At 62.6% G+C, this 12,982-nt stretch carries 12 protein-coding genes; 2 read left to right on the forward strand and 10 right to left on the reverse strand.

What is annotated here, in order from left to right:
- Positions 1–11: 11 nt before the first annotated feature.
- From AWM69_RS21850 to AWM69_RS21895, 10 genes are all read right to left on the reverse strand, one after another.
- Entirely contained in the window at positions 12–986 is a 975-nt protein-coding gene (locus AWM69_RS21850) for a YCF48-related protein (protein ID WP_218728449.1), read from the reverse strand.
- 309 nt (positions 987–1,295) lie between these two features.
- Positions 1,296–2,651 carry an MATE family efflux transporter gene (locus AWM69_RS21855; RefSeq protein WP_218728451.1) on the reverse strand — a complete coding sequence of 452 codons (1,356 nt, stop codon included), beginning with the start codon at positions 2,649–2,651 and terminating at the stop codon, positions 1,296–1,298.
- Positions 2,652–2,730: 79 nt separating this feature from the next.
- A complete protein-coding gene (locus tag AWM69_RS21860) occupies positions 2,731–3,939 on the reverse strand; it encodes an acetyl-CoA C-acyltransferase (protein ID WP_048383397.1) in 1,209 nt (402 codons plus the stop codon).
- Positions 3,940–3,948: 9 nt separating this feature from the next.
- Positions 3,949–4,419 (reverse strand): MaoC family dehydratase, encoded by a 471-nt coding sequence (locus tag AWM69_RS21865; RefSeq protein WP_131652928.1) that lies wholly within the window; start codon positions 4,417–4,419, stop codon positions 3,949–3,951.
- A 9-nt stretch (positions 4,420–4,428) separates the two neighbouring features.
- Complete coding sequence (locus AWM69_RS21870) at positions 4,429–5,214, reverse strand: SDR family oxidoreductase (RefSeq protein ID WP_131652929.1); 786 nt, start codon at positions 5,212–5,214, stop codon at positions 4,429–4,431.
- Positions 5,215–5,289: 75 nt separating this feature from the next.
- Entirely contained in the window at positions 5,290–6,168 is an 879-nt protein-coding gene (locus AWM69_RS21875) for an SDR family oxidoreductase (protein WP_131652930.1), read from the reverse strand.
- Positions 6,169–6,195: 27 nt separating this feature from the next.
- The gene (locus AWM69_RS21880; protein WP_131652931.1) at positions 6,196–7,347 is read right to left on the reverse strand and encodes an acetyl-CoA C-acetyltransferase; all 1,152 of its coding nucleotides are present in this window, start codon (positions 7,345–7,347) and stop codon (positions 6,196–6,198) included.
- A 3-nt stretch (positions 7,348–7,350) separates the two neighbouring features.
- Complete coding sequence (locus AWM69_RS21885; protein ID WP_131652932.1) at positions 7,351–8,409, reverse strand: acyl-CoA dehydrogenase family protein; 1,059 nt, start codon at positions 8,407–8,409, stop codon at positions 7,351–7,353.
- An 8-nt stretch (positions 8,410–8,417) separates the two neighbouring features.
- Complete coding sequence (locus AWM69_RS21890) at positions 8,418–9,572, reverse strand: acyl-CoA dehydrogenase family protein (protein ID WP_131652933.1); 1,155 nt, start codon at positions 9,570–9,572, stop codon at positions 8,418–8,420.
- Positions 9,573–9,582: 10 nt separating this feature from the next.
- Positions 9,583–10,347, reverse strand: coding sequence for an enoyl-CoA hydratase family protein (locus tag AWM69_RS21895; protein WP_048383390.1), 765 nt, complete (start codon positions 10,345–10,347; stop codon positions 9,583–9,585).
- A 222-nt stretch (positions 10,348–10,569) separates the two neighbouring features.
- On the opposite strand from AWM69_RS21895, the gene AWM69_RS21900 reads away from it, so the two are divergent.
- Both AWM69_RS21900 and AWM69_RS21905 read left to right on the forward strand, forming a co-directional pair.
- A complete protein-coding gene (locus AWM69_RS21900) occupies positions 10,570–11,742 on the forward strand; it encodes an acyl-CoA dehydrogenase family protein (protein ID WP_218728453.1) in 1,173 nt (390 codons plus the stop codon).
- Entirely contained in the window at positions 11,739–12,923 is a 1,185-nt protein-coding gene (locus AWM69_RS21905) for an acyl-CoA dehydrogenase family protein (RefSeq protein ID WP_218728455.1), read from the forward strand. Before AWM69_RS21900 ends, AWM69_RS21905 begins: the two co-directional genes overlap by 4 nt.
- The last annotated feature ends 59 nt before the right edge of the window (positions 12,924–12,982 follow it).

Here is a 12,982-nt window from a genome sequence, read left to right on the forward strand (position 1 = left end):
TTTTGCGCCTCTCATTGGCCAAGCGCAGCAACGCTGCCATCAGTACCCTGGAACACACCCCGTTCGCCGCCGACCAGAAGGCGCTGCGAACCGACCAATACTGCCGAAGTCAGTGTTCCCAAACCTGCCAGGCGTGTTGCGCTGACGAGATGACCCTGTGCATCCAGACGGACCATCGAGCTACCCGCACCGACGATCAACAACCCGCCGCCATTGGGCAGCACTGCATGACCGTAGAGGGGCGACTGGTTGCCCACCGGCACTTGTTTCCAGCTACGGCCAAAGTCCTGGCTGACAAACACATGACCGCGCATGCCGTAGGTCACCCAACGATCCGGCGTGAGGCGCACCACACCAAAGAGTGAACCGTTGTAGAAGGGTTCGAGCTTCTGCCAATGGCGCCCGCCATCGTCACTGCGCATGACCAGGCCTTGCTCACCCACCAGCATCCGCCGGCCATCCGAAGCGCCATCCATGCCATTCAGGTGCGCGCTGTCGACTTCAAGCGCCCCCGGCTGCCAGGTCAGGCCGCCGTCCAGCGACTGATAAAACTTGCCGAAACTGCCAAAGGCCAGCACCTCAGTGCCGCCTGCGTTCCAGACCCCCAGCAGGGGTTCGGCCACTTCACTGTCGTGACGCACTTCGCGCCAGCTCGAGCCTTCATCCTCGGAGCGCAAAATCCAGCCGTCATGCCCGACCGCCAACAGGCTTTTGTCTGCCAGTGCCACCAGCGCCGTGAGGGTCAAATCACGCTGCGGTTCGACCTTGGCCGACTGCCAGCTCACGCCCTGATCATCGCTGAGCAAAATAGTGCCGCGCTCGCCGACGGCCACCACACGCTTGTCGAGGTACAGCATGCCGTTGATCTGCAAGCGATCGGTGCGCAATTCTGCCGGGGCAACATCTGCGGGTTTATGGGGAGTGAAAGTAAACGCGATGGTCACCGCGACAATCAGGCAAACCAGGTAGCCGATCATTGCACGCATGGTCGATACCTCGCTGCAGAACGCAGTTGCTGGGCGGATTTCATGCGGCCAGTCCTCTTCTTTTTATAGTCGTGGGTGCTCTGGCGAACTCACCGGCGAGGCCGCTAGAACCTGGCTTGGATCATCGGACTGGCGGGTCATGGACACATCGTCCAAACGGCCTAGCCGGTATGGAGGAGTCTTTGCGAGACATTTCAGGGGGGGGCGGAGAACGGGCGGCTCCCCGAAGCGAGGTGCCTGCTGCATGGCACGAGCCGTCAGTCGACGGCTCGTATGTTGGCGATGACCGGGATCATCGCGGGCACAGGGTCAAATCAGGCGCTGGATCTGCTTGTGACGCCACACCAAGCGGTAATAGGCGGTTTGCAGGATCAGCATCGCGAGGTAGGTCACCGGGAAAGCCATCCACACCCCTTCCAGCCCAAAATGTGCATCCAGGGCATAGGCCACCGGGAGTTCGATACACAGCACGCAGAACACCGTGATCCCCATCGGCACCAGGACCACCCCGCTGGCGCGCATGATGCCGCCGATCACGGCCTGGAAGCCGAACACCAGAATGCTCCAGAGCATGATGTGCAGCAGGTGTTCGGCCCTGATCCGGGCGTCGACGTCGGTAATGAACAAACCCAGCAGCCAGTGCGACATGATGTAGCCGAGCACGATCAGGGCCCCGGTCAGGCACAGGTTGATCAACAGGCCCGTGCGCAGGATCGGTCCGATTTGCGCCAGACGCCCGCCACCAATGGCCTGGGCACCGAGGATCGAGGCCGTGATGGCGATCGACAATGCCGGGAACTGCACGTAGTTGACGATCTGCGTCACCGCGCCATAAGCCGCTGTGGCCTGGGATCCGTGACTGTTCACCAGCGCCAGAATCACCAGCTCCGAGACTGACAGCACCACCATTTGCAGCCCGGTGGGCAGACCAATGCGCAAGACTTTGCCCAGAATCACCCGGTTCAGGCGCAACGCGGCCCACAGTTCGCGGTCCGGCGCCATCACATGCTTTTTATGACGCAAACGCAGTACCAAAAACAGCATGGCCAGAGCGTTGCCCACCAGACCGGCATAGGCCGCACTTTGAATGCCCAACTGCGGCAAGCCTGCCCAGCCCAGAATCAACGCAGGCGTCAGCAACAGGCCCACCAGCGTCGACACCATCAAGGCCAGCAACGGCGACACGGTGTCGCTCACCCCCCGCAGCAGTTGCGTAAACAAGATGAACACCAGCAGCAGCGGCATGATCAGCATCATGACCCGCGCATAGCCCACCGCATCATCCAGCACATCCGCCGGAGTGCCCAATGCCTGCATGGCCGGCCGGGCAAACACACTGCCCAACACGGCGGCCAGCAAACCGATCAGGGCCCCCAAGGTCAGGGTGGCCCCCGTGATCTGCTTGACCATCGCCGTCTCGCGCGCACCCCAAGCCTGACCGATCAGCACCGAAGCACCTGCGCCCAGGCCAATCACCAGGGCGATAAAGAAGAACACGATGGGGAACATGCCCGACACCGCGGCCAGCGCCTGGGTGCCGAGCATTTGCCCGACATAGATCCCGTTGAGGGTGCCGGAGAAACTTTGCAGGAAGTTGGACAGCACCATCGGCGCCAGGAAGATCAGGTAGATCAACCACAGCGGCCGCTGTGACGGGGTTTGCATAACGGAATGACCTCAATAAAAGCTATGAGGGGTTATACCGTAAATGGCCCCGTCAGCGGCTACCGTGCGCTTTTTTACCTTAATTCAACTCAAACAGACCGGCCGCACCCATGCCACCGCCAATGCACATGGCGACCACCACAAAGCGCGCACCCCGGCGACGGCCCTCCAGCAGGCTGTGGCCAACCATCCGCGCCCCGGACATGCCAAACGGGTGGCCGATGGAAATCGCCCCGCCGTTCACGTTCAGCCGATCGTTGGGGATTTCGAGGAAGTCACGGCAGTACACCACCTGACAGGCGAAGGCCTCGTTGATCTCCCACAGGTCGATGTCAGACACCCTCAGACCAAAGCGCTTGAGCAGCTTGGGAATCGCAAACACCGGGCCGATGCCCATCTCTTCCGGTGCACAGCCGCTCACGGCAATCCCGCGGTACACACCCAGCGCTTCAATCCCCCGCTGCTGTGCTTCGGCGCGGCTCATCAGCAGCACAGCCGAAGCGCCATCGGAAAACTGCGAGGCGTTGCCAGCCGTGATGAATTCCCCCTGCTGCACCCACTTGCCGTCTTTCCACACCGGCTTGAGCGCGGCCAGGTCTTCAAGGGTGGTGGAGGGACGGTTGCACTCGTCACGGTCGGCGATCACTTCCTGATAACCGCTGGGTTTACCCTCCTTGTCGAAGAGCAGTTTGCGCGCCGCCAGGGGCACGATTTCGTCAGCAAACAAACCGGCGGCCTGGGCCGCAGCGGTACGTTGCTGGCTTTGCAAGGCGTACTGGTCCTGCACTTCGCGGCTGATGTTGTAGCGGCGGGCCACAATTTCAGCGGTTTCCAGCATCGGAATATAGGCCGTTGGCATGCACTCGATGACCGCTTCGGACTGCGCGCGGTAGGTGTTTTTGTATTTGTTCTGGGTCAGGGACAGCGACTCGACGCCCCCCGCGACGGCAATCGACATTTCCCCGGTCATGATGCCTTTGGCTGCCACGCCGATGCTCATCAGGCCCGAGGCGCACATACGGTCAATCGCCATGCCCGGCACGGTGTTGGGCAAGCCGCCGGTGTTGGCGCACAGTCGGCCGATGTTATAGCCCTGGGTGCCCTGTTGCGCAGCAGCGCCCATGATCACGTCTTCTACCGAGCCGGGCTCGATGCCGGCCCGCTCCACCACGGCCCGCACCACGTGCCCGCCCAGTACCGGCGCTTCGGTGTCGTTGAAAGACCCGCGAAAGGATTTGCTCAGCGCGGTTCGCGCCGTGGATACGATCACTACGTCATTAAGCGTCATGTAAGGGGCTCACTGCTCAAGAGGGTTGAAGGTGTAACGGCTGATGGTGTCCACCACGCAGCCGGGGCGATCGCTGCCCTCGATTTCGACACTGATCCGGACCACCACCTGCAAGGCCTGACCCATGGCTTCGACCTTCAGGATCTCGCCATGCCCACGCACTCGGGAACCGACCTTGACCGCTGCCGGAAAACGCAGCCGGTCGCTCCCGTAATTGACGCCCATGGCCAGATTGTCGAACTGCATCAGTTGCGGCATGAACAGGTTGGCCAGCGCGAGCGTCAGGTAGCCGTGGGCGATGCAGGCCCCAAACGGCCCCCGGGCGGCGCGCTCGGGATCCACATGGATCCACTGGTGATCGCCGGTGGCCTCTGCAAACAGGTTGATCCGTTGCTGGGTGAGCACCAGCCAGTCGGTGCGCCCCAGATCCTGCCCCTGGGCCGCCAGTAACTGGTCGGCACTGCTGAAAAGCGTACTCATCGTGCGTCCTCAGGCCTGTTGCGAACTGACGGGCAGCACTTCGCCGACCATGTACGAGGCGTAGTCACTGGCCAGAAACACCATAACGTTGGCCACTTCCCAGACTTCCGCCGCACGGCCAAAGGCTTCACGACTGCTCAGTTGCTCAAGCAGTTCGTTGCTGGAGGCTTTTTTCAGAAAGTCATGCAAGGCAATCGAGGGGGCCACCGCGTTGATGCGCACTCCGCTCTCGGCGGCTTCGAGGGCACTGCAACGGGTCAGGGCCATGACCCCGGCCTTGGCTGCGGCGTAATGCGCTTGCTCTTTCTGTGCACGCCAACCCAGCACCGAGGCATTGTTGACGATGGCACCCGCTCCGCGACGCTCCATATGCGGGAGCATGGCGCGGGTCATGCGCATGGTGCCGGTCAGCGTGATATCGAGCACGGACGACCATTGCTGATCGGTCATCTCGGTGAGACGCACCTGACCGCCAAGCCCGGCGTTGTTGATCAACACATCGACCCCGCCCAGCGCGTCTTCGGCGGCGGCGACCAACGCCTGCACCTCGGCCTCGACCGTGACGTTGCACAGTTGGCCGTAGACCTTTTTCAAGCCGGTTTCGGCCTTGAGGCGCTCTACTGCTTCTTCGAGACGGCGCGGGTGGATATCAGAAATCATCAAGGCACGGCAGCCTTCTTCAGCGCAGCGCTTGGCGGCGGCGTATCCGATCCCGGCGCCCGCTGCGGCCGTGATCAAGATCGATTTGCCGGCCAGCAATTGGTGACCCGGTACGTAAGGAGGCGCTTGTTTCATGGGTGAATTCTCTATTGAAAATAGACCGCCTCCTGCGCGAGCGAGCGTGCTCGCGATTCAGAAGGCATTGGTGTTTCAGCTGCCCCAGACCCGCTGCGGCGCAGGGGCTTCGGCCAGAATCTGGCTCATCGCGACACCGATTTCTTCCGGTTGCCATTGCCCGCCCTTGTCACGGGTCACGCCGGTGCGCCAGCCATCGCCCAGGGACAAGCGTCCGCCCTGGCTCTCAATGATGTGCCCGGTGACATGGCTCGACAGCTCGCTGCCCAGCCACACCACCAGCGGCGCGACGTTTTCCGGGGCCCAGGCATCAAAACCGCCGTCTTCGGGTTTTTTCACCACATCGGGCATCGCGCTTTCGGTCATCGAGGTGCGCGCGGCCGGGGCCAGGGCGTTGGCGGTCACGCCATAACGCCCCAGTTCTGCCGCTTGCACCAGGGTCAAGGCCGCAATCCCGCCCTTGGCCGCGCTGTAGTTGGACTGGCCGACCGAACCTTGCAGGCCCGCACCGGAACTGGTGTTGATAATCCGTGCGGCCACCGGCTGCCCCGCTTTGGCTTGATCGCGCCAGCGCTTGCCGAGAATATTGGCCAGGCAGAAATGACCCTTGAGGTGAACCCGCATCACCGCATCCCAGTCTTCTTCGCTGAGGCTGATAAACATGCGGTCGCGCAAAATACCTGCGTTGTTGACCAGCACGTGGACTTCGCCAAAGGCTTCGAGTGCGGCATCGACGATGTGCTGTGCCGTCGCAACGCTGGTGATGTCATCGGCATTGGCAATGGCTTGGGCCCCCAGCTCGCGGATTTCAGCGACTACGGCTTCGGCGGCCTCGCGGCGGATGTCATTGACCACCACGTTGGCACCCTGTGCGGCGAAGGCCAGCGCGTAGGCCCGGCCCAATCCGCCGCCTGCGCCGGTAATGATCACAGTACGTCCTTCACAAATTGCCATGGGCTTTCTCCTGTAGGTTGCGGCGCGTCAGAGGCGCTCAATGATCGTGACGTTGGCCTGGCCACCGCCTTCGCACATGGTCTGCAAGCCATAACGGCCGCCGCTGCGTTCGAGTTGATTGAGCAGGCTGGTCATCAGTCGCGCCCCGCTGGCTCCCAGCGGGTGACCGAGGGCGATCGCACCGCCGTTGACGTTGGTTTTCGCCGGGTCGTAATCCAGCTCCTTGGCCCAGGCCATGACCACCGAGGCAAACGCCTCGTTAATCTCCACCAGGTCAATGTCCTGAATGCTCATCCCGGCTTTTTTCAGGGCCGCGCGGGTCGCGGCAATCGGCGCCGTGAGGTGCCAGATGGGATCGTCGCCCATCACCGACAAATGATGGATGCGCGCTCTGGGTGTCAGGTTGTAACGCTTGAGCGCCGCTTCGGACACCACCAGCAAGGCCGCCGAGGCATCGCAGGTCTGACTGGAAACAGCTGCAGTGATCGAAGGGAATTCGGCCGACACCGGCTCCAGCTCAGCCATTTTGGCCAGGCTGGTCTGACGCGGGGTTTCGTCATCCCACACGCCTTCACAGGGCACGATTTCATTGACGAAGCGCCGCCCGGCAATCGCATCCAGCGCTCGCCTGTGGCTTTCCAGTGCGTAGGCTTCCATCTGCTGGCGGCTGATCTGCCAGTGATCCGCGATGCGTTGCGCCGCGTAGAACTGGTTCACCGGCTGGTCGCCGAAACGGGCTTTCCAGCCTTTGCTGCCGGAAAACGGATCGGCAAAACCCAGCGGCTGGCCGGCCAGCATGGCCGACGATATCGGGATCTGGGTCATGGTTTGCACGCCACCGACGGCAATCACGTCCTGGGTGCCGCTCATGACCGCCTGCGCCGCGAAATGCAGCGCCTGCTGCGACGATCCGCATTGGCGGTCAATGGTGGTGCCCGGCACGTTGAGCGGCAAACCGGCGGCCAGCCAGCTGGTGCGTGCAATGTCACCCGCCTGCGAGCCGATGGTGTCGACACAGCCAAAGATCACGTCGTCGTATTCGTTGGCCGGAATCTGATTGCGCTCGACCAGAGCCTTGAGTACATGGGCACCCAGGTCAATCGCGTGAACATGGGCCAAACCGCCCTTGCGCCTGCCGGTGGGGCTGCGCAAGGCGTCAACAATATAGGCTTGGGGCATCAATCAATCCTCGAAGGTGTGGCCAGGGCCCAAGGGCGCCGCACCGCTGAGTACGTGCTCGGCGACGCGATTTTTATGCAGGGCGCGGTCGCCCCAGGCGTTATCCAGCGCCCAGGCCCGCTTCATGAACATTTGCAGGTCGACTTCCCAGGTGTAACCCATGGCGCCGTGCACCTGGATCCCGTGGCGCGCTGCCAGCCAACTGGCCTCACAGCAGGCCAGACGCGCTTGCGACACCCACACGTCAGCGTTCTTCTCGCCGTGGGCCAGGGCATAGGCCGCGCGATAGAGAACCGGCTTGGCGAACTCCAACTGCGTGGCCACGTCGGCCAGGTGATGTTTGACCGCCTGAAAGCTGCCGATCGGCTTGCCAAACTGCTTGCGCTGGGCGGCGTAATCCACTGACAGGTCGAGCATCCGTTGCGCCAGCCCGACCAGTTGCCCGGCCACCGACAACGCACCGCGGCTCAGGGTTTGCGCCCATAACGCACGGCCCGTTTCACCTTGCGCCACCAGTGTGGCGGCGCTCGGCTGCCAACTGACCCGGGCCAGGCGCCGTGACGCATCAAGGCTGGTATGCGGCTGCACATCGACCTGGGCCCGAGGGACGGCGTGAACCTCATCGCCATGGGCCAACAACAACAAGTCAGCGTGGGCGGCATCGGCCACCAGCGGATTGACCGGATGCCCGATGGCGACCCGCAGGCTGCCATCGGCAATCTGCGCCAGCCATTCGCCGCGCAGTGCCACGCTCTGCGGCAAACCGGCGATCAAGGCACTGGCCACGTAGGCGGTGTCGGCCAGCGAGTCGGGAATTGCGTAGTAGCCCAATTCCTGGGTCATTAAAGACCAGGCCACATCGTCCATGCCCAGGCCACCAAAGGCTTCAGGTACCGAGAGCGCCGTGAGGCCCTGTTCGGCAATTTTGTTGCGCAGATCCGGTGAGCGACCGACGTCGGTTTCCCAGATTTCACGGAGCATTTCCGGTGCGGCTTCGGTCATCAGAAAACGGCTGATGGCCTCGCGGAAGGTTTGCTGGTCATCGGTGAAGGTAAAGTCCATACCCGGCCTCACTTCGGCAGGCCGAGCATGCGCTCGGCAATGATGTTGCGCTGGATCTCGTTGGTACCGGCGTAAATCGGCCCGGCCTGGGCAAACAGAAAACCCTCCAGCCAGTCGTGCCCGTGCGCCGATTGATCGGTCAGTTCACCACTGGCCCCCAGAATGCGCATCGCGGTTTCATGGATGCGCAAATCCAGCTCGGACCAAATGATTTTGTTGGTACTGGACTCTGCGCCAATCTGCGCCCCGCGGCTCAGCCGGCCCACGGTGTGGTAAGCGGACAAGGCGTAGGCCTGGGCGTCCATCCAGGCTTTGCAGACGGCATCACCCAGGCCTGGATCGCGGTCGGCACTGGCGCGGTTGGCCTGATACAACTCGACCAGCTTGCGCGCGGTGTACTGAAAGCGCGCCGGGGAGCGCAGCAGCAAGCCACGCTCGAATCCGGCGGTGGCCATCGCCACATGCCAGCCCTGCCCGTCATCGCCAATCCGGTTTTCCAGCGGAATGCGCACGTCATCGAAAAACACTTCGGCGAAGGCATCCTTGCCGTTCAGGGCCTTGATCGGACGCACGGTCACGCCCGGCGCATTGAGCGGCACCATGACAAACGACAGACCGTGGTGACGGCTGGAAGTCGGGTCACTGCGAAACAGGCCAAACAGCCAGTCGGCAAAAATCGCCCGGGTCGACCAGGTTTTCTGGCCGTTCAGCACGTAGCTGTCACCGTCGCGTGTTGCTTTACTGGTGATCGCCGCCATGTCAGACCCGGCGTTGGGCTCGGACCAGCCCTGGGCCCACATGTCGACGCTGGCAGCCATGCGCGGCAAGAAACGCTTCTTTTGCGCTTCAGTGCCGAATTCCATCAGGGTCGGGCCCAGCAGCAGCTGACCATTCTGATTGACCCGCATCGGGGCCCCGGCGCCGTAGTATTCCTCTTCGAATATCAGCCACTCGATCAGGTCGCAGCCGCGCCCGCCCAGCTCGGTCGGCCACATCACCATCGACAGACGGTTTTCGAACAGTTTGGCTTCCCACTGGCGATGCTGCTCAAACCCCTCACGGGTGTCGTAGCTGGCCAACGGCTTGTCCGGCAGGTTGGCGGCCAGCCATTGGCGCACTTCCTGGCGAAAGGCCTTTTGTTTGGGGGAGTAAGTCAGTTCCATCGTCAGCTCCTCAGAACGTGGCGTCGCGTTTTTCAACGAAGGCGCGCCGGGTTTCGGCGGAGTCCTCAGAGGTGTAGGCCTGGAGCGTGAAGCCCTGCTCCCAGCGGTACTTGTCTTCCAGATTGCCGTCCTCGATGCCGTTCAACGCCTCTTTGGCGATACGGATCATGGCCGGGCTTTTGCTGGCGATCTTGTGGGCGATCTGCAGGGCGGTTTCACGCAGCTGCTCGCGGGGCACGACACGCTCGATAAAGCCGTATTGCCGGGCTTCAACTGCACCGATCTTGTCGCCGGTAAAGAACAGGTAACGGACTTTCTGCACCGGAAACAGACGCTGCAAATGGGCTCCGCCGCCCATGGCGCCACGGTCCACTTCAGGCAAGGCAAAGGTGGCGCACTCGGACGCCACGACAATGTCAGCGGCGCCGGTAATACCGATCCCGCCGCCCAATACAAAGCCATGAACCGCGACGATGACCGGCACCGGGTTACGGTGCACCGCCTTGAAGGTGGCGTAGTTACCGGCGTTGACCTTGACGATCAGCTCGGGGTGAGCGTCCAGTTCCTTGATGTCGACGCCCGCGCAAAAACCGCGCCCTTCAGCACGAATCACAATGACGCGTACCTGTGGATCCTGGCCCAGGGCTTCTAGGGTGTGCGCCAGATCCAGCCATTCCTGGCTGTTGAGGGCATTGACCGGTGGCCTGTCGATCACCAGTTCAGCGACTCCCGCGTCGATACTGGTGTGAAATGCGGTGTGGGTTGCGCTGTTCACATGTGCTCCTGGGTTGGCAATGGCTGGGGAGCAGTATGGGAAGCCGCCCGGAGCGGATCATCGTCCGTTGAGACTAAGCACCAGCGCCCGCCTGACGCCGCTGCAGGCCCCATGAAACAGCGGTGCGCGCCTCCAAACGGACTAGTCCGGCTCGGGGTTTGCGCCCGCTGGAGGCCCTTCCATGCTCACGGCCTTATCCCTATTTTTATGACGAGGAGCCCTATGGAGCTTGCCCTGACTGACGAGCAGCGAATGATTCAGCAGTCCGCCGAGCGCTTTTTGGCGCAGGTTGCCGGCTCCAGTGCCGTGCGCACGGCAATGGCCAGCGAGCACGGGCATGACCCCGAAGTCTGGGCACGCATCGCCCGTGAACTGTATTGGCCCGCCCTGGCGATCCCTGAAGCGTTCGGTGGCCTGGGACTGGGGTTCGTGGAAGTCAGCCTGCTGCAAGAGCAACTGGGCCGCAGCCTCCTGCCTTCGGCGTTTTTTGCCACCTGTTGCATGGCCATTCCCGCGCTGTTGCTCAGTCGTAACAGCGCACTCAAGGCGCACTGGCTGACGCAGATTGCCGCCGGCGAAATTACCGCCACCCTCGCCTACACCAGCTCGGCGCGCTGGGACGACAGCGCAATCACGGTATCGGCCCAAAGCTTTGCCGGTGGTTATCGACTCAACGGCGAGTACCTGTACGTCGTCGATGGTGCCGACTGTGATTTGTTGATCATTGCCGCCCGCACACCCGGCAGCATCGGTGAGGCCGGTATTCGCCTGTTCGCCCTGCCCGCCGACACGCCCGGCATCAGCCGCCGGCAGCTGCCAACCCTGGACCAGACCCGGCGCCTGGCCAGCGTAACGCTCAAGGACGTCGAGCTGCTGGACGAGCAGCTGCTCAGCGAACCCGGCCAGGGCTGGCCGATGTTGCGTGACGTCCTACGTATTGCCTGCATCGGCCTGGCGGCGGAACAGACCGGCGGCGCACAACAGTCGCTGGACCTGACGCTGGCCTATATCACCGGGCGCGAGCAGTTCGGCCGCAGCATTGCCAGTTTCCAGGCGATCAAGCACCGCTGCGCCGACTTGATGATGGCGGTTGAGTGTGCCCGCTCGGCCAGCTACTACGCGGCGTGCATCGCCACTGAGTATTTGAATATCGACGGCGATCCGAGCGCCAGGCAACAACTGGCCGAGGCGGCCGCCACGGCAAAAATTCATGCCAGCGAAGGTTTCTTCCAGTGCGCGGCCGAGTCGATCCAATTGCACGGCGGCGTCGGATTCACCTGGGAATATGACCCGCACCTGTACTTCAAGCGGGCACGGGCCAGCGAGCAGTTTCTCGGGGCACCGGCTTTTCATCGCGAACAATTGGCCAAACAGATTTTCGGAGACCAGCCATGAATATCGGCTTTAGCGCTGCAGATGAGCAGTTCCGTCATCAGGTTGCCGAGTGGATGCGCCAGCATCTGACCGGCGAGTTCAGCGAACTGCGTTTTCGCGGCGGCCCCGGTGATGAAGACTTCGCCCCCGAACTGCGCAAACGCTGGGAACGAGAACTGGCAAAGGGCAACTGGATCGGTGCAGGCTGGGCAATCGAGCAGGGTGGCCGGGGCCTGACCATCAACCAGCAAGTGATCTTTTTTGAAGAGTACGCCCGCGCTGGCGGCCCCGGACGCATGGGACACATCGGCGAAGGCCTGGTGGGCCCGACTGTTGCGACGTTCGGCACGTCCGAGCAACAACAGCGGTTCTTACCGCCGATCCTGGCCGGGCAGCATTTCTGGTGCCAAGGCTATTCCGAGCCGGGTGCCGGTTCAGACCTGGCCAACATCAAGACCCGCGCCCAGCTCGACGTCGATACGGGGCAATGGCTGATCAGCGGCCAGAAAGTCTGGACCTCGCTGGCCCATGAGTCGGACTGGTGCTTTGTGCTGGCACGCACCGAACCCGGCAGTGTCGGCCATCGCGGACTGTCTTTTTTGCTGGTGCCGATGAACCAGCCGCAGATCCGGGTCCAGCCCATTCAGCAATTGACGGGCACCTGTGAATTCAACGAGGTGTTCTTCGACGAGGCCTGTACCTCGGCCAATAACCTGATTGGCCAGCCGGGCGATGGCTGGAAAATCGCCATGGCGCTGCTCGGGTTTGAGCGCGGGGTGTCGACCCTCGGGCAGCAAATGCAGTTTCAAAACGAACTGGACGAGGTGGTGCGCATCGCCAGCACCAACGGTGCCGCGCAAGACCCGGTCATGCGCCAGCGCATTGCCCAGGCCTGGAGCGGCCTGCGGGTGCTGCGCTACAACTCGCTGCGCATGCTGTCCGGGCCACAGGACGGCAGTTTGCGTCCGGAAGCGACCCTGTACAAACTGGCGTGGTCCACCTGGCACCTTGAGCTGGGCAAACTGGCCATGGATGTCATGGGGCCGGAGGCCGAGTTGCTGGACGCCGCACCGTACCAACTGACCCGTCTGCAAGCCCTGTTTCTATTCACCCGCGCTGACACCATTTACGGCGGCAGCAGTGAGATACAGCGCAACATCATTGCTGAACGTGCGCTGGGAATGCCACGGGAACCTCGCTAGCGTTTACCAGGCCGCAGCCGCCCCCTGAACCTTTCGCGAAGGTTCAGGGGGCGCCCGGC

This window comes from Pseudomonas sp. D1HM, from assembly GCF_019266105.1.
GTDB classification, from domain to species: domain Bacteria; phylum Pseudomonadota; class Gammaproteobacteria; order Pseudomonadales; family Pseudomonadaceae; genus Aquipseudomonas; species Aquipseudomonas taetrolens.